15 protein-coding genes are annotated in these 16,616 nt (G+C 68.9%); 5 read left to right on the forward strand and 10 right to left on the reverse strand.

From position 1 onward, the window contains the following. Positions 1-62 precede the first annotated feature (62 nt). Positions 63-776, forward strand: a complete 714-nt coding sequence (locus ABZ345_RS08025; protein WP_359844169.1) for a hypothetical protein — start codon at positions 63-65, stop codon at positions 774-776. Next, positions 773-2,380 (forward strand): serine/threonine-protein kinase, encoded by a 1,608-nt coding sequence (locus tag ABZ345_RS08030; protein WP_359844171.1) that lies wholly within the window; start codon positions 773-775, stop codon positions 2,378-2,380. The genes ABZ345_RS08025 and ABZ345_RS08030 overlap by 4 nt, the downstream gene beginning before the upstream one ends. Here the strand turns inward: ABZ345_RS08030 and ABZ345_RS08035 are convergent. Next, entirely contained in the window at positions 2,367-2,993 is a 627-nt protein-coding gene (locus ABZ345_RS08035) for a TetR/AcrR family transcriptional regulator (RefSeq protein WP_359844173.1), read from the reverse strand. The two genes, ABZ345_RS08030 and ABZ345_RS08035, sit on opposite strands and share 14 nt — an antisense overlap. Before the next feature lie 38 nt (positions 2,994-3,031). Here ABZ345_RS08035 and ABZ345_RS08040 point away from each other — a divergent pair, with 38 nt between their 5' ends. Further along, entirely contained in the window at positions 3,032-4,132 is a 1,101-nt protein-coding gene (locus ABZ345_RS08040; protein WP_359844175.1) for a hypothetical protein, read from the forward strand. Here the strand turns inward: ABZ345_RS08040 and ABZ345_RS08045 are convergent. From ABZ345_RS08045 to ABZ345_RS08055, 3 genes are all read right to left on the reverse strand, one after another. Then, positions 4,129-5,388 (reverse strand): histidine kinase, encoded by a 1,260-nt coding sequence (locus ABZ345_RS08045; RefSeq protein WP_359844176.1) that lies wholly within the window; start codon positions 5,386-5,388, stop codon positions 4,129-4,131. The two genes, ABZ345_RS08040 and ABZ345_RS08045, sit on opposite strands and share 4 nt — an antisense overlap. Positions 5,389-5,521: 133 nt before the next feature. Then, positions 5,522-6,151, reverse strand: coding sequence for a DUF4360 domain-containing protein (locus ABZ345_RS08050; RefSeq protein WP_359844178.1), 630 nt, complete (start codon positions 6,149-6,151; stop codon positions 5,522-5,524). 73 nt (positions 6,152-6,224) lie between these two features. After that, the gene (locus tag ABZ345_RS08055; protein ID WP_359844180.1) at positions 6,225-6,761 is read right to left on the reverse strand and encodes a DUF4360 domain-containing protein; all 537 of its coding nucleotides are present in this window, start codon (positions 6,759-6,761) and stop codon (positions 6,225-6,227) included. 283 nt (positions 6,762-7,044) lie between these two features. Between ABZ345_RS08055 and ABZ345_RS08060 the strand changes: the two genes are divergently transcribed. Next, the gene (locus ABZ345_RS08060; RefSeq protein ID WP_359844182.1) at positions 7,045-7,434 is read left to right on the forward strand and encodes a response regulator; all 390 of its coding nucleotides are present in this window, start codon (positions 7,045-7,047) and stop codon (positions 7,432-7,434) included. Here the strand turns inward: ABZ345_RS08060 and ABZ345_RS08065 are convergent. Further along, positions 7,422-10,361, reverse strand: a complete 2,940-nt coding sequence (locus ABZ345_RS08065) for a substrate-binding domain-containing protein (protein WP_359844184.1) — start codon at positions 10,359-10,361, stop codon at positions 7,422-7,424. The two genes, ABZ345_RS08060 and ABZ345_RS08065, sit on opposite strands and share 13 nt — an antisense overlap. A gap of 81 nt (positions 10,362-10,442) precedes the next feature. Here ABZ345_RS08065 and ABZ345_RS08070 point away from each other — a divergent pair, with 81 nt between their 5' ends. Then, entirely contained in the window at positions 10,443-11,207 is a 765-nt protein-coding gene (locus ABZ345_RS08070) for a hypothetical protein (RefSeq protein WP_359844186.1), read from the forward strand. Here the strand turns inward: ABZ345_RS08070 and ABZ345_RS08075 are convergent. From ABZ345_RS08075 to ABZ345_RS08095, 5 genes are read right to left on the reverse strand one after another with little or no spacing between them, the layout of a single operon-like run. Further along, a complete protein-coding gene (locus ABZ345_RS08075) occupies positions 11,191-11,625 on the reverse strand; it encodes a GNAT family N-acetyltransferase (protein ID WP_359844188.1) in 435 nt (144 codons plus the stop codon). The two genes, ABZ345_RS08070 and ABZ345_RS08075, sit on opposite strands and share 17 nt — an antisense overlap. A 58-nt stretch (positions 11,626-11,683) precedes the next feature. Continuing rightward, positions 11,684-12,463: a 6-phosphogluconolactonase gene (gene pgl / locus ABZ345_RS08080; protein WP_359844190.1), complete on the reverse strand. Its 780-nt coding sequence runs from the start codon at positions 12,461-12,463 to the stop codon at positions 11,684-11,686. After that, the gene (gene opcA, locus ABZ345_RS08085; protein WP_359844192.1) at positions 12,460-13,479 is read right to left on the reverse strand and encodes a glucose-6-phosphate dehydrogenase assembly protein OpcA; all 1,020 of its coding nucleotides are present in this window, start codon (positions 13,477-13,479) and stop codon (positions 12,460-12,462) included. Before opcA ends, pgl begins: the two co-directional genes overlap by 4 nt. Next, positions 13,476-14,963: a glucose-6-phosphate dehydrogenase gene (zwf, locus tag ABZ345_RS08090; RefSeq protein WP_359844472.1), complete on the reverse strand. Its 1,488-nt coding sequence runs from the start codon at positions 14,961-14,963 to the stop codon at positions 13,476-13,478. Before zwf ends, opcA begins: the two co-directional genes overlap by 4 nt. A gap of 50 nt (positions 14,964-15,013) precedes the next feature. Then, a complete protein-coding gene (locus ABZ345_RS08095) occupies positions 15,014-16,600 on the reverse strand; it encodes a glucose-6-phosphate isomerase (protein WP_359844194.1) in 1,587 nt (528 codons plus the stop codon). Positions 16,601-16,616 lie beyond the last annotated feature (16 nt).

Here is a 16,616-nt window from a genome sequence, read left to right on the forward strand (position 1 = left end):
CCTAAGGTGCGCTAGTGAGACGTCGCATGGCCGGTGCAGGTTTACTGCTGTGGTGCGGAATTATGCTGCTGCCGTCAACGGCGTTCGCACAGGACGGGTCTGTTCTGCTCGAGGCCGATGTGGACGGTAGGCCGGTTGGAGTAGGCACGCTCGTGCTCAACCCCTCGGACACCGCGCGCGTCTCCATCACGGTCCGCAACAACACGAACACTGTGCAGCGCGTGAAGACCGTTCGGATCAGCGGTACGGCGCTGGCGTTGACCTTCTTCACCTACGACACAACGGTTCCGTTCGACGTCCCGCCTAAGTCCTCGGAGACGCGGTCGTTCCCGCTCGAGCCCACGGATCTCGGGTCGCAGGCGCTTGGTCTCCTTCCGGTCACGGTCGAGGCGATCGACGTGCAGCGCGACGTCGTCGCCTCCGTCGAGACGACCGGCGACATCAAGGGCTCGCTCTGGTCGGTGTACGGGGCGTTCGGGCTGGGGGTGCTGGTGCTGACGGCGTTGTCGTGGGCCGGGGCGTTGATCGCGCTCGCGCGGCGCAGGCTGCCACCGAACCGCTGGCAGCGGGCCATGCGGTTCCTGCCGGCCGGGATCGGGACCGGGCTCGTGGCGGTGATTTCGTTGTCAGTGCTGCGATTGGTGGCGCCGTCGCCGACGGCCGAGATCCCGTTCATCCTCGTGGCCGCGGCTGCCGCGTTTGTTCTTGGCTACGTGACGCCGCATCCCGGTGAGCAGCAACCGTCCGAAATGGATACCGTGAGGATTCAACGGTGACTTTGTCCAGTGTGGTCGCCGCCCTGCCGCAGTACGCCGTCGGCGAGCAGATCGGCGAGGGCGGGATGGGCGTCGTCTACGGTGGCGTGCACCGGCAGCTCGGGCGTCCTGTGGCGATCAAACGGCTTCCGCACGCGGTGGCCGAGGACCCGCGGATGAGCGAGCGCTTCGAGCACGAGGCCCGGTTGCTGGCCCGGCTCGACCACCCGCACATCGTCCCGGTCTACGACTACGTGCGGCAGCAGGGCGAGCACCTGCTGGTGATGGAACGCCTCGACGGCGGCACGGTGTGGTCGCGTTTCGCCTCGGACGGCCTCACGGCGCAGCAGTCGTGCGCGCTCGTGCTGGCGACGCTGTCCGGTCTGCACGCGGCGCACGAGGCCGGCGTGCTGCACCTCGACGTGAAGCCCAAGAACCTGCTCTTCACCGCCAACGGTGTGGTGAAGGTGGCGGACTTCGGCATCTCCCAGGTGGTGTCGGAGGGTGCGACTCTCGTGACGCACGGCGGCGCTGTGCTCGGCACGCCCGCCTACATCGCGCCGGAACAGGCGATGGGCAACGCGCTCACGCCCGCCGCGGACGTCTACGCGACCGGCACCGTGCTGTACGAGCTGCTGTCCGGCGATCTGCCGTTCGAACGCGGCGGCGGGCCGATCGCGATGATCCAGAAGCGCGTGTACCAGGACCCGCGGCCGTTGCAGAACGTGCCGGAACCCCTTGCGGGCGTGGTGATGCGCAGCATCGCGCGCGAGCCGGACGCGCGGTACCGCAACGCCGAGACGTTCGCGATCGACCTAGCGGGCGCGGCGGGCCATCTGTTCGGCCCGGGCTGGCTGACCCGCCTCGGGATTCCGGTGCACCTCGCGCCGCAGGTGTCGGCGTCGTCCACGCGGCCGTCGCTCAGGCCTGTCGAGCGCGACACGGTTTCCCTGTCGCAGCAACCGATCCGCGCCACGCTGGTCGACCCGGTCCCGGCCGCGCGGCTCAGCGGCAGCAGCACGCTGGTGCCGGCCTCCGACGTGATCAAGCCGCCGTCGACGCCGTGGGCGCTGTGGCTGGTGGCCGCGATCGCGTTGGTGGCACTGGCGATCGTGCCGTTCGTGACAGGAGCGGTACCGGGCAGGGCCATCACCCAGGACCTCGCGGCACCGGTGAACGTCGAGGGCACGCGGCTGACCGTGACGCTGGCGGACATCCCGCTCGCGGACGTGACCGAGCGCGGGCCGGACGGCTTCGTGCTGCCGGGTGCCGCGAGGTGGATCGTCGGCGGCGTCGTCACAGCGAAGACGGACGGGCCGTGGGGGACGTTCGGGCTCGGGTCGGACCGGACGCCGTGGCTGAGCATCATGGGCACGGGTTCCGCGCTGCTGCTGCTCTTCACCTTCGCCTATCTGGAGTCGAACCTGCGGGCGCTGCGCAAGCGGCAGACCGGTGTGGCCGCGGTGATCGCGTCGGTGCCGCTCGGGTTCGGGCTCGGTCTGGCCGTGTGGCTGCTCGTGTCCGTGCTGCGGACGTACGAGCCGACGCTGCCCATCGCGCTGACGTGCGGTGTGCTCGGCGCGGCGGCGGCGATCAGCGCGTCGATCGCGTCTAAGCGCGCCTGACGGCCAGTTCGAACAGGTCCGCGAGCTCCTTCGCGTACTGAGCGACGTCGGTGTCCGGGTGGGCCATCAGCTCGCCCGGTGCCGCCTCCATCGCGCCGATGATCGACACCGCCATCACCCGCGGCGAGAACGCCCGCAGCTCGCCTGCCTCCTGGCCCTCGCGGAACATGTCCTCCATCTCGGTGAGCGTCGCGGCGGCCTGCCCCTGGTACCACTCCTGCGCGGCCTGGGCGTCCCGTGCCGCGCCGGCGATCTGCCCGATCGCGATCAGCTCGGACGGGTGCTCCGCGCAGTAGTGCACGAAGCCCTCGATCAGGTGGCGCAACGCGGCGCAGTAGTTTTCGGAGCCCTCGGCGCGGGTGCTCAGCGCGTGGTCCATCGAGTCGTGCACGGTGCGCATGACCTGCTTCATCAGTTCCTCGCGCCGGGCGAAGTGGTACGTGATCAGCCCGGGACTGATGCCAGCGCGCTTCGCGATCTGCACGAACGACGCCTTCGCGTACCCGATCTCGGCGATGGTCTCGATCGTCGCCGCCACGATCTGCCCCCGCCGGGCGTCCTCGATGAAGCTCTTCCGCTTCTCCTGGCCGCCCGACCGATTTTCTGGTTGCATGACTAGTAGCCTAGTTGAGCAACTAGTCAGGGGGAAAGATGATCAGCCGACAGGTGTTCCTGAGGTCTGCGCTGGGAGCTGCGGCGCTGGTGGGACTGGGTGCGGGCACGGCGAGTGCGGCAGGCCGATTACGCGGTGGCGTCGCCTACGACACGGGTGTCCAGGGTGCGGCGGGGGAGCCGTTGAGCCGCGTGCGGTGGAGTCGCGGCCAGCTGGAGCGGGAGATCGGCCTCATCGCGTCCGAGTTGCGGTGCCCGTCCGTCAGCGCGTTCGGCAGCGACCTGGGCAGGCTCGCCGAGACGACGACCACGGCATTGCGGCACGGCATGGAGGTGTTCGTCCAGCCACGGCTTTACGACCGCTCGCAGGAGGAGGTCCTGACGCACATGGCCGAGGCCGCGCGTCAGGCCGAACGGCAGCGGCGCGGGGACAACGTCACGTTCGTGACCGGCTGCGAGCACTTCCTGTTCACGCCCGGCATCCTGCCCGGCGCCACCTTCCTGGACCGGATCCGCGGCGTCGAGTCGATCCCGGAGACGGAATGGCCCGCGATCGTCCGCCGGTTCCGCGAGTTCATGGGCAAGGCCGTCGAGGTCACCCGGCGCGAGTTCCGCGGCAAGATCACGTACGGCGCGGCCGCCGGTGCCGACGCTCTGTGGAACGACTGGTCGCTGTTCGACCTCGTGGGCCTGGACTACTACCAGTACTTCAAGACGGATGCCGAGTACACGACGGACTTCGAGCAGTACCGGCGCTGGGGCAAGCCGATCATGGTGCTGGAGTTCGGCTGCTGCACCTTCACCGGCGCGGCCGAGGCGGGCGGCATGGGGTGGGACGTCCTCGACTTCGAGGCGGACCCGCCGGTGATCAAGCCTGGCGTCGTGCGCAACGAACGCGAGCAGGCCGACCACATCGCCCGCATGTTGCGCGTGTTCGACCAGGAGAAGGTCGCGGGCGCGCACCTGTACTCGGTGATCTCGCCGGACCTCCCGCACAACCCCACGTGCCGCGACCGCGACTACGACATGGCGGCGTACAGCCTGTTCAGGGCCGTGCGGGACCGGTTCGACGACGACAACTCGCCGTACCTGCTGGAGCCCAAGCAGTCGTACCACGCCTTCAAGAGGCACAACCGCTAGTCGGAGGACACCGTTCGCTGTTTCGGGAACGACGCCGACACCAGGAAGCCGCCCTCCTCGGTCGGGCCCGCGGAGAACTCGCCACCGAGCAGGGTGGCGCGCTCGCGCAGGCCGACCAGGCCGTGGCCACCGCTGGGCAACGTCGACGACGGGCTGACGGACGCGGTGTTGCGCACCTCGACCAGCACGTCGTTGTCGTCCGCGTCGATGAGCACGGTCGCGCTCGCCCCGACGGCGTGCTTGCGGATGTTGGTCAGGGCCTCCTGCACCGTCCGGTACACCGCGCCGGACACCGGTGCGGCGAGGTCCTGCACCGCGCCCTTGAGCTGCACGGACACCTCGAAGCCCGCGTCGGCGGCCAGTTCGGGCAGCTCGTCGACGCCCGGCTGGTTGTCCTCGGGCGCGCGCAGCACTGACACGAGCTGACGGAGTTCGTCGAGAGTGCGTGTCGACAACGTGCGGATGGTGCCGGCGACCTGTTTGTGTTCGGCGTCGACCACGGCCATGCGCAGCGCACCGGCCTGCATCGCGATGAGGCTGACCTGGTGCGAGACGACGTCGTGCATCTCGCGCGCGAGCTTTGCCCGTTCGTCCGCTCTGATGGCGTGCGCGTGCAGCACACGTTCTCTCTCGCGGGACTCGGCGAGCTCTGTTATCCGGTCGGAGAGCTCCTGACGCGCGTGCGCCAGCAGGGCGATCGCGATCGGCAGTCCGACCACGAGGAAGCCGTAGATCGCCGAGTGGAAGTGGCCGGAGATCGGGGTCTTGGTGAACTCCGACGGCGGCCAGCTCATGAACCGGCACGACCACACCAGCACGCCCGCGACGATGGTCTGCCAGCCGCCGATGTAGCGGCGCGCGACCGTGTAGAGGGCGATCATCGCGGCCATCTGGGCCCAGCCGGTGAAGAAGCCGGGGATGGTCAGCAGGACGACCACGAACGGGAAACGGCGGCGCACCAGCAGCGCGGCGACCGCGAGCCAGTTGAACCACTCCTGGTAGGCCTCGATCGCGGGGAAGTCCGGGTCGGGCGGGAGGGCCTTGAGCCACTGCCCCTTCAGCCAGACGTCCAGCAGCGCGACGAGCACCAGCGCCAGGTCGATGAGGATCTGGCGGCGGTCGCCGAGAAAAGACCAGCGCGAGCCGGCCTCGACGTTGTGAGCGCGTCTGGCCGGAAGCAGCGTGGCGGTCAGGATCCGACCTCCCTTGTGAGCCTTCCGGCCCTCACCGTACTGCGCGTATGTCGCGGTTGGCATAACTGCTGCCCCTTCGCCCCGACCTGCCTCGTCACACAGTGCAGACAGTCGACAACGCGGATTGGTACGGCGCTGCGCTCACAAATGTGCTACCGCACACGCACAGGGCGTGTGCGGTAGCCGCGAGAGGTGGTTACGGACACGTCTTCCAGGCGAAGTGGTAGGTCGTGTCGAGGTTGCCGTCGGTCGAGTCCATCGTCATGAAGCTCGTCGTCGTGGCGGTGTTCGACGAGCCCGGGTAGACCCGGAGCTCGGTGTTGATGTTGAAGTTCCGCTTCTCGCCGCACGGGGAGTAGACGATCGCGGCCACTTCGGTCGTGTCGGTGGCCTGCCAGTCGTCGCTGACGGGGCCGTTGTAGCGGTGGGAGATGGAGTCCGTCTGCGACATGCCCTGGAAGTAGTAGTTGGCCTTCTCGATGGCGTACGCACCTCGCTCCAGATGTGCGAAACCTCTGTAGTCGGCCTGGGCGATGCCGTAGGTGAAGCCCTGCGGCACGTTGACCCGCAGGTTGAGCTGGCAGTTCTTGCGCAGGTCAGTGGGCTTGGCGCCGACGCCGACCTGGGCCAGGTAGTCGCTGTAGGTCACCGTGAAGGCCTTGTTGTCCTCGGAGACCGCGACGGCTGCCGTGCCCGCGGGGCAGCCCGAGCCGTTGATCGTGACGATGTCGATCGTGATGTGGTCGGGCGGCGGCGTCTCGTTCGGCGCGCCGGGCGGGATGATGATGGACGAGGCCAGCAGGGCAGCGGCAACCGCGTTGAGCATGGGACACCTTTCCAACGCAACTCGCAGGGTGGGGCGGCGGCGGTTGAGAGGGGGGCGGCGGCCTGGCGGAAAATCAGCAGCGCTTCCACGAGAAGTGATGCAGGGTGCGCACTTCTCCGCGTTGGTAGTCCATGGTCATGAAACTGTTTGTATCGACATCCGAAGAGCCCTTGTCAACACGCAGCGAGCTGTTGACGTTGAGTCCCCTTTTTTCGCCGCACGGAGCCCAGACGATCTCCGAGAACTCGGTCCGGTGAGTGATCGTCCAGTTGTCGTCGAACGGCCCGTTGAAGGCGTGCTTCCACGTGGTGGTGGCCGATTGACCCTGGAAGTAGTAATTCACCGACTGGTACCCGATGGCGCCGCGCTCGAGGTGCCCGAAGCCCCCGTAGGTCGCTTCCGCGATGCCGTACGTGAAGCCCTGAGGAGAGTTCACCTGCAGTGTGAGCTGGCAGTTCTTCCGGAAGTCGGTCGCATCGGCACCCTTGCCGGCCTGGGCGAGGTAGTCGCTGTAGATCACCCAGAACGAGGTGTTGTCCGGTGCGACGATCACTTCTGCGGTGCCTTGCTTGCACCCGGAACCGTTCACCGTCACCACGTCGATCGTCACCCGCTCCGAAGGAATCGTGGCGGCGTGTGCGGGTGCGGACGACAATGTGAACAGCACGGCCATAGCGGCTGCTGCCGTCGCTTTACGCATGAAGTTGGCCTTTCCTGGTGCCTCTTTCTCAGCGTGGAGCGGCAGCGGTGCGCGAAGGTTAGCGCAGACCCACAACCAATGGTGTGATCCAAATGGCCCAGGTCACACTGATGGAGCAGTTCGTGAAGAATTACCAAGAATAGTTGTCGACCTGGTGCTGAGGACACGAATAGTTTCCGGCATACTGACGCGCATGTCGCAAGCCGGACTGGTGCTCGTGGTCGAGGACGAGGACCCCGTGCGGAGGTACACCGTCAGCCTGCTCGAGGAGCTCGGCTTCACAGTGCTGCAGGCCAGCGACGGCACCGAGGCGATCGCGATCCTGCGCGAACGCAGCGCGGAGATCGGCGCGATGCTGCTCGACCACAGCATGCCGGGCCTGTCCGGCGAGGAGGTGCTGGCCGAGCTGCGGCACGAGGGGCTGAAGGTGCCGGTCGTGCTGACCAGCGGCCACGACCGCACGTCGCTGGAGCGGCGGTTCGCCGGGCACGACATCGCGGGGTACCTGCAGAAGCCGTTCCGCATCGAGAAGCTCGACGAAACGGTCCGTGCGGCGGTCGCGCGTCGTGCTCAGGCGTCCTGACTCAACACGTCTCGCACGCGCTCGAGCATTTCCGACTCCACGTACGGCTTGGTGATCAGCACCTCGTCGTCGAGGACCTCGTCGGTCGTGTAGCCGGACATGTAGATGACGGCGGGGGCCGCGCCCGTTGACCGCAGCAGCCGGACCAGTTCGGGGCCGCCCATCTTCGGCATGACGACGTCGGTGAGCACGAGGTCGATGGTGCTGCGGTGGGCCGTGGCGAGCTGCAGGGCCTCCTGGCCGTCGCTCGCCTCGATCACCGCGTAGCCCGCGGCCTCCAGCGAGCGGCGGGTCATGATCCGCACCTGGGCGTCGTCCTCGACCAGGAGCACCGTGCCCGCGCCTTGGTGTGAGGTGGTGCGGCGCGCGCAGGGAGCTTCGGGCGTGCCATCGCGTTCGTGCGGCACCGGCAGGTAGACCTCGATGGTCGTGCCCCTGCCCGGTGAGCTGATCAGCTCGATCTGGCCGCCGGACTGCTGCACGATGCCGAACACCGTGGACAGGCCGAGACCGGTGCCCTTGCCCACCGGTTTGGTGGTGAAGTACGGCTCGAACACCTGCGCCTGCACGTCCGGCGCCATGCCCGCGCCCGTGTCCTGGACGCGCATCACGACGTAGTCGCCGGGCCGGACGCCGACGATCCGGCCGGTGTCGCCGTGGCCGAGCGTGGCGTCCCCGATGGCGATGGTGAGCGTGCCGCCGTCGGGCATCGCGTCGCGGGAGTTGACCGCGAGGTTGAAGAGGATCTGCTCGACCTGGCCCGCGTCCGCCCACACCTGTGCGACGTCCGGAAGGTGCATTTCCAGCTCGATGCGGTCGCCGACGAGCGTGCGCAGCATCGAGTGGACCTTGGTGAGGTTGTGCTTGAGGTCGAGCGACTCCGGGTGCAGGACCTGCTGGCGGGTGAACGCGAGCAGCTGCCTGGTGAGGTTCGCCGCTCGTTCGCCGGCGTGCTTGATGTCCTCGATCGCCACGCGGCGCGGGTCGTCCGGCGGGGTGCGTCGCAGCAGCATCTCGCTGTTGCCGTTCACGACGGTGAGGATGTTGTTGAAGTCGTGCGCGATGCCACCGGTCAACCGGCCGATGGCTTCCATCTTCTGCGCGTGCCTGAGCTGGGCTTCGGTCTCGCCGACGCGTTCTTCGAGCCGTGCACGCGCGTCCTTCAGTTCCTGCATGAGGCGGATACCTCGCAGTGCGCTGCTGAGCTGCTGCTGCACGGCCTCGTAGATCCAGCCGGGTTCCGGGCCCTGCTCGAAGATCACGTACCCGAGGTGGTCCTCGTCGGTGTAGAGCGGCGCGGCCAGGGCGCTGAAGGGGCGGTCTCTTCTGAAGGGGTACGGCGTCAGGTTGATGGCGGGGAACGGGCTCGTGGGGTGGTCCTTGAGCTGACCGTCCTCGTACCGCACGAGCACGCGCGCCGTGCCTGCGGTGTCGTACGCCATGACGTGGCAGCCGGGCAGTCCGAGGCGGGGGAGTTCCTCGGTGAGGGCGTTCGTCAGCTCGTCGACGTCCCTCGACGCGATGAGCCGTTGCCCCGCTTCGCGCACCGTCTGGTCGTGGCGTTCGTGCGAGAGATATTTGAACCGTGCGTCCGTGGCGAACGCATCGCCGACGAGAAGCTGCACGCGCAGCCACAGGTCGTTGATGAGCGTGGCGTCGACGATCCGTGCCGTCACGAACCGGTGGAGATCGAACAGCGGTGGCCACCAACGCTCCGGTTCGCACCCGGCGCGCGCACTCGCCCTGATGTACGCGGCGAGCAGCTTGAGGAACTCCGCACCTTCCACTTCGCCACGGCCGGCCGCCATGAGCTCGACGATGAGCTGCTCGGCCCAGCCTTCCGGCAGCTTGGTGGAGAGCGGCCCGAGCGAGCTGCGCAGGTGGTCGGCGACCGTGGCCGCCGTCGCCGACTCGGAGATGTTCAGCCGGCCGTGTGCGGGAGCGTGGTCGCCGAGGCCGGACGGCAGACACCCGCACGACCGGCGGACGATCAGCTCGGTCGGCATCGTCTGCCTCGGCAGCGTGGGTTCGCCGTTGACGAGCGCCAGCGCCAGTTCCGCGGCCCGGAAGCCCATCTCGTGGAACGGCGCCCTGACCGTGGTGAACGCGGGCGTCGCCGCGTCGATGTTCACCTCGCGGTGGACCCTGTCGGGCGGCCCTTGGCCCGTGGCGGTGACGTAACCGAGGTCGTGCGTGCGGACGTTGGTGTGGTTGTCGTACCCGACGACCGCGACGTCCTCCGGCGTGCGGAACCCCAGCTCCTCCAACGCGGACACGACACCGATGGCGTAGTCGTCGTTGGCCGCGGCGATCGCGTCCGGCGGCTCTTCCAGGCTGGCGAGCATCTTCCGGACCGCGTCGGCCGCGCCGCTCGGTTCCCAGATGAACGAACCGGGCATCGTGATCAGCTCGGGGTCGAACGCGATCCCGTGCTTGCGCAACGAGTCCAGGTATCCCTGGTACCGCTCCTGAGCCCCCGCATGCGTTTGCGGACCCCTGACGAACGCGATCCTGCGCTTGCCGTGCACCTCGATCAGGTGATCAACGGCCTGCTCCATGCCGTCCTGGTTGTCCATGAGGACGGTCGGCCACTGCGCGAGGGAGGTCTCCACACTCACGATCGGCATCGGCGCGTATTGCTTCACGAACTCGTGCATGCCCTCGGACCCGATGAGCTGCCCCACGCGCGTAGTCCACACCACGAGGGCGTCGATCCGGTTCGGCGAGATCAGGTCGTAAATCGTGTTGGCGCGCCGCTTGTGCAGGTCGGGGTGGTCCAGCTCGCTGCCGACGAAGCAGAGCAGGTCACATCCGAGGTGCAACGCCCCATCGCTGACACCGCGCCACTGCTCGCCCGCGAGCTCGATGAGCGGGCCCGCGGTGATCATCCCGATGGTGGGACGTCGCTTCGCACTGCCGTTCGCCACAAAACCCCCGCTACTCAACGCGATTCGGGATGATACGCGTTGTCGGGGGGAATGCCCGGCTCGTTACCTGGGGGTTGTGGGATGGATTCGGAGCAGGCGCGGCGTCTGGCGCACGACCCGGCCCTGCCCGCCGCGACGATCGCCGAGCTGCTCGCCGTGGACGACCAGTGGGTGCGGTGGATGGTGGCCCGGCGACGCGACCTCTCCCCGGAGCACGTCCGCACGCTGCTCGACACCGGCGACGCTCAGGCCATCAGCCCACTGCTCAGACGTGGCCAGGTCGGCCAGGACGACCTGCGCGGTCTCGCCGCGGACCCGCGGCTTCGCGGGCTGCTGGCGAGCGTCGAGAACCTGCCGCCCGATCTGCTGACCGCACTGGCGCGCGACCCGAACCCCGTCCTCGTGTCCGCGGTGGCCGAGCACCAGCGGTTGCCGGGCCCGCTGGCCGAAGAGCTGAGCCGGCATCCCGATCCCCAGGTGCTCAGGGGCCTGGCGCGCAACATCTCGCTGGACCCGAAACTGCTCGCGGGCCTGGAAGACGACTCGGTGGCGTACGCGCTGGCCGCCAACCCGGCCACACCTTGTGAAGTCGTCGCCCGCCTGGCGACGAACCTGTCGTTCACCGTCCGGCGTGCGGCCGCCCACCGCACGGACCTGCCGGCCGAGACCTACGTGCTGCTGGCGGCGGACCCGGAACGGGTCGTGCGCCGGCCCGTGGCAGCGAACCCCGCTGCGCCCGAGCAGGTCCTGCGCTCGCTGGCGGCCGACCCGGAGATGCGGAACGCGCTGCTGGGCAACCCGTCGCTCCCGGAGGATCTGCGGGAGCAGCTCAGTCCCACCACTTGATGAGGTTGGTCTGCTCCTTGCGGACCTCGTACCCGTTGGCCGCGTAGAACTTCCGCGCGTCCACCCGGTTGAGCCCGGTCACCAACCGCACCCCGCGAGCACCATCGGCCCGCGCCCACTCCTCGCCGGCCTGGAGCAAACGCTTCCCCACACCCCGGCGCTGGTGGCGGGGCGAGGTGGCCAGGGTGATCAGGTTCTTCAGGGGCGGGTAGTAGGTGTTCTCGTAGTCGCTGAGCTGGATGTAGCCGAGCACCTCGGGGCCGTCCACGGCCACGAACAGCACCACGTTGGGCGCCTTGATGATCCGCGCCACCTGGGCGGTCGTGTCCTCCAGGGGAAACGAGTAGCCCAGAGCCGAGCGGTTGATGTTCCAGATGGACGGAGCGTCGTCCAGCTCCGCCGGGCGAACCGAAATCATGTTGTCCCCCAAAGAAAAACGGCCCCTCAGGTGCAAACCTGAGGGGCCGGAGAAACCATCACGCCAGCGGCGGCTTGAACAAAGCCGGCACCTTCGACGCGGCCGCCGTGTCCAGCAGCCACAACGTGCGGCGACGTCCGGTGGCACCCGCGGCCGGCAGCTGCACCTCGCCCGCCCCGGTCAGCGCCATGGCCACCGCGGCGGCCTTGCCCTCACCGGTCGTCATCAGCCAGACCTCCTGGGCGCAGCGGATCGACGGCAAGGTCAGCGAGATGCGCGTGGGCGGGGGCTTCGGGCAGTTGCGGACCGCGACGACGGTCCGCTCCTTCTCGTAGACAGCGGGAGAAGCGGGGAAGATCGAGGCCACGTGGCCCTCTTCGCCCACGCCCAGCATGCACACGTCGAACGTCGGCACGTCGCCGTGATCCTCAGGCCGGGCAAGGGAAGCGAGCAGGTCCGCGTAGGCCGAAGCGGCGGCTTCCGGGTCGTCGCCGAACTTGCCGTCCGACGGCTCCATCACGTGCACACGTGAGGGGTCCACCGGCACGTGGTCCAGCAGAGCGGCACGGGCTTGGGTCTCGTTGCGGTCCGGATGGCCCGAGGGCAGGAAACGCTCGTCGCCCCAGTACAAATCCACGCGAGACCAGTCCACGGCGTCGCGGGCGCCGTTGCGGTTCAGGTGTTCCAGGACCGCGGTGCCCGTGCGGCCGCCGGTCAGCACGACCGAGGCGTAGCCGCGGGCGGTCTGGGCGTCGACCATGCGGGTCACCAGGCGGGCCGCCGCGGCGGCGGCCAGGAGGTCGCCGTCGCGGTGGACCACAACTTGGGGATTGCTCACGAACTCGCCTTCGCCTTGGGCTTCTTCGAAGGGGCCGCGGCCTTGCCGTTGGCCGACGCTTCCGCGGCGGCTTCCTCGGGCTTCGAAGAAGGCGTGCGGCCCTTCGCGACCTTCGACAGCGACTTCAGCGCCGCGGCGTAGACCTCGTCGGGGTCGAGCCGGCGCAGCTCCTCGGCCAGGCAGTCGCGGACCGAACGACGCTGCAGGGCCACCCGGCGCGACGGCTGGCCGGGCTGCGAGAGCGTGCCCACCTTGCCGTCCGGGCGGATCAGGTCGACGGCGCCGGACGGGCGGTCCAGCTTGACCTGCACGATGCCCTCACCCGAGGTCGCCTTGTAGCGACGGGCGGACACCTTCAGCTTGTCCGTCAGCCACGCGGCCAGCAGGTCGGTGGACGGCGAGTCGGCCTCACCGGTCACCTCGGCCTCGACGATCTTCTCGTACGGCGGCAGGTCCAGCGACGCCGCGAGCATGGCGCGCCACAACGTCAGGCGCGTCCACGCCAGGTCCGTGTCGCCGGGCGCGTAGTGCGCCTTGCGCGCCTCCAGGGCCTTGATCGGGTTCTTCTCGGCGGCCGCGTCGGTGATGCGGCGCTGCGCGAGCTGGCCGATCGGGTCCTTCGACGGGGACACAGGAGCGTCGAACGGCCACCACGCCACGACCGGGGTGTCCGGGAGCAGCAGCGGCATGACGCAGGACGCGCCTTCCTTGGCGAGCTCGCCGTACAGACGCAGAACCACGACCTCCGAAGCGCCCGCGTCGCCACCGACGCGGATCTGCGCGTCGAGACGAGGAGCCGCCTGGCGAGCACCGCGGGCCACGACGATCACGCGACACGGGTGTTCACGCGAGGCGTCGTTGGCCGCGTCGATCGCGGCGTCGGTGCGCTGGCCGTCCTCGGTCACGATGACCAGGGTCAGCACGCGACCGAGGGTCGTCGCACCGCCCTCGTCGCGCAGCCGGACCAGGCGCGAGTTGATCTGGGAGGTGGTGGTCGAGGGCAGGTCGATGATCACGGACGCCTCCACTGCCTTCCGGTCCTGGCGGTCATCGTCTCCGCCGACGGCGGGCCCCAGGTTCCAGCCTTGTACCTCTCGAGCGGCGGTTCGTCCTTGCGCGCCCAGAACTCCAGCACCGGGTCGAGGATCTCCCAGGAGAGCTCGACCTCGTCGTTCTTCGGGAACAGCGACGGCTCACCGAGCAGCACGTCCAGCAGCAGCCGCTCGTAGGCCTCCGGCGACGACTCGGTGAACGAGTGGCCGTAGCCGAAGTCCATCGTGACGTCGCGGACCTCCATCGTGTTGCCCGGCACCTTCGAGCCGAACCGGATGGTCACGCCCTCGTCGGGCTGAACCCGGACCACCAAAGCGTTCTGGCCGAGCTCCTCGGTCGCGGTGTCGTCGAACGGCAGGTGCGGCGCCCGCTTGAACACGACGGCCACCTCGGTGACGCGACGGCCCAGGCGCTTGCCGGTGCGCAGGTAGAACGGCACCCCGGCCCAGCGACGGGTGTTGATCTCACACGTGATCGCGCCGAACGTCTCGGTCTTCGACTCGGGCGAGAACCCGCCCTCCTCGTGCAGGCCGGGCACCTTCTGACCGCCCTGCCAGCCACCGGTGTACTGACCGCGCGCGGTGGTCTCCTCGAACGGCTCCGCGGGCCGCGTCGCCGAGAGGATCTTCACCTTCTCCGCGCGCAGGTCGGCCGGCTTGAACGAGACCGGCTCCTCCATCGCGATCAGCGCGAGCAGCTGCAGCAGGTGGTTCTGGATGACGTCCCGCGTGGCACCGATGCCGTCGTAGTACCCCGCGCGGCCGCCGAGACCGATGTCCTCGGCCATGGTGATCTGCACGTGGTCGACGTAGTTCGAGTTCCAGATGGGTTCGTACAGCTGGTTCGCGAACCGCAGCGCCAGGATGTTCTGCACGGTCTCCTTGCCGAGGTAGTGGTCGATGCGGAACACCGACTCCTCGGGGAAGACCTCGTTGACCGTCTTGTTCAGCTCCTTGGCCGACTTCAGGTCGTGGCCGAACGGCTTCTCGATGACGACCCGGCGCCACTGGTCGGGAGCCGTCTGGGCGAGGCCCGCGCGCTTGAGCTGGTTGACCACCGTCGGGAACGCGCCCGGAGGGATCGACAGGTAGAACGCGTGGTTGCCGCCCGTGCCGCGCTCGGCGTCCAGAGCGGCCAGGCACGCCGCGAGGTTGTCGAACGACTGGTCGTCGTCGAACGTGCCCTGCACGAACCGGATGCCCTCGGCGAGCTGCTGCCAGACCGACTCGTTGAACGGCGTGCGCGCGTGCTCCTTGACCGCGTCGTGCACGACCTTCATGAAGTCCTGGTCGGCCCAGTCGCGGCGGGCGAAGCCGACGAGACCGAAGCCCGGCGGCAGCAGACCCCGGTTCGCGAGGTCGTAGATCGCGGGCATGAGCTTCTTGCGCGACAGGTCACCGGTGACGCCGAAGATGACCAGCGCGCTCGGCCCCGCGATGCGGGGCATGCGCTTGTCCGCGGGGTCCCGCAGCGGGTTGCGCCACTTGCCGGATGAGGTCACGAGCCGTCCTCCTGGACTGCCTCGACGAGCTGGGCCAGACCTGAGATGCGGTCTTCGAGGTGAAGCCGCAGAACCGGCCGACCGTGTTCGGCCAGCACCTGACCGTCGCCGAGCGCCTGCGCGAGCTGCAGCTGCGCCAGCGTGTAGGGACGGCCGGGCACCTCCAGGTCATCGCCGGACTCGCCGGTGATCTGGATGAACACGCCGTTCTGGTGACCGCCCTTGTGGTACTGGCCGGTCGAGTGCAGGAAGCGCGGACCCCAGCCGAACGTGGTCTGCAGGTGCGTCCTCTTCGCGATCTCCGCGCGGAGCAGCTCGAACGACGCGTCGTCGATCCTGTCCAAGTACGCCTGAACCGAGATGTAGCCGTGGTCGGGCGCCACTTCAACGAGTGCCGCGAGCGCTTCCGCGACCGTGTTCACCTTGCGCGGCGCCCAGTCGGTGCCGTGGCCCTCGACCGGACCGTCCACGAAGGACGGCGTGGTGGCCGCGACGGCCGGTGCGTCCAGCAGCGCGCGAGAAGCCTTCTTCGCGGCCTCGACGTCGGGCTGGTCGAACGGGTTGATGCCCAGCACCCGGCCGACGATCGCGGTCGCGTACTCCCACAGCAGGAACTGCGCGCCGAGCTTGCCCTCCACGGCCACGTGCGCCGAACCGGTGGCCGGTCCGATCGCGACGGTCGTGGCGTCCGAGCGCGCGTCCACGAAACCGGGAGCGCCGGGACCCTCGACGACGACCGGCAGCAGGCCGGTGCCGTGCTTGCCGGTCGACTCGGCGATCAGCTGCTCCGCCCAGTCACCGAACCCCTTGATGCCGGAACCGGTGTCGGCGAACACGATCTTCTCCGCACCGTTCGCGTGCGCGGCACCGAAGATCGCCGCCAGCACGACGGCCGGGTTCTCGACCGAGTCCTCCGCGAGGACCTTGGCCTCGTCGGCCGCGTCGTCCAGCAGCGACTCGACGTCCGCGCCGGCCAGGTACGACGGCACCAGACCGAACGCGGTCAGCGCCGAGTAACGGCCGCCCACGTTCGGGTCGGCCAGGAAAACCTTGCGGTAGCCCGCCTCCTCCGACGCCTTCTGCAACGGCGAACCGGGGTCGGTGACCACCACGATGCGCGACGCGGCGTCGATGCCGGCGTCGGTGAAAGCCTTCTCGAAGATGCGCCGGTGGCTGTCGGTCTCGACCGTGCCACCGGACTTGGACGACACCACGATCACCGTGCGCTCGAGGTCACCGGCGAGAGCGTCGGCGACCTGGGCGGGATCGGTGGTGTCCAGCACGACCAGCGGGACGCCCGCGGTCCGCGTGATCACCTCGGGGGCCAGCGACGAGCCACCCATTCCGGCGAGCACGACGCGGTCGACGCCCTCGGCGTGCAGTTCCTCGCGCAGTGCCACGAGCTCGGGGAGCAGTGGACGGGACGTCTCGTGCAACGTCGTCCACGAGAGGCGGATGCGCGCCTCGGACTCGGCTTCCGGCCCCCACAGGGTCGGGTCCTGCGCGGTCAGCTTGCTCGGCACCGAATCCGCGACCAGGTCAGCAGCGATGATGCTGACCTGGTCGGCGTTCGGTGACCTCACGATTTCGACGGAGGTC

Source organism: Lentzea sp. NPDC005914, assembly GCF_040629405.1.
In the GTDB taxonomy this organism is placed as follows: domain Bacteria; phylum Actinomycetota; class Actinomycetes; order Mycobacteriales; family Pseudonocardiaceae; genus Lentzea.

Coding starts and splice junctions, on each gene's coding strand:
- ABZ345_RS08025 (WP_359844169.1), top strand. CDS start 63: ATGCTGCTGCCGTCAACGGCGTTCGCACAGGACGGGTCTGTTCTGCTC.
- ABZ345_RS08035 (WP_359844173.1), bottom strand. CDS start 2,993: ATGCAACCAGAAAATCGGTCGGGCGGCCAGGAGAAGCGGAAGAGCTTC.
- ABZ345_RS08040 (WP_359844175.1), top strand. CDS start 3,032: ATGATCAGCCGACAGGTGTTCCTGAGGTCTGCGCTGGGAGCTGCGGCG.
- ABZ345_RS08045 (WP_359844176.1), bottom strand. CDS start 5,388: ATGCCAACCGCGACATACGCGCAGTACGGTGAGGGCCGGAAGGCTCAC.
- ABZ345_RS08050 (WP_359844178.1), bottom strand. CDS start 6,151: ATGCTCAACGCGGTTGCCGCTGCCCTGCTGGCCTCGTCCATCATCATC.
- ABZ345_RS08060 (WP_359844182.1), top strand. CDS start 7,045: ATGTCGCAAGCCGGACTGGTGCTCGTGGTCGAGGACGAGGACCCCGTG.
- ABZ345_RS08070 (WP_359844186.1), top strand. CDS start 10,443: ATGGATTCGGAGCAGGCGCGGCGTCTGGCGCACGACCCGGCCCTGCCC.
- ABZ345_RS08075 (WP_359844188.1), bottom strand. CDS start 11,625: ATGATTTCGGTTCGCCCGGCGGAGCTGGACGACGCTCCGTCCATCTGG.
- zwf (WP_359844472.1), bottom strand. CDS start 14,963: ATGCCCCGCATCGCGGGGCCGAGCGCGCTGGTCATCTTCGGCGTCACC.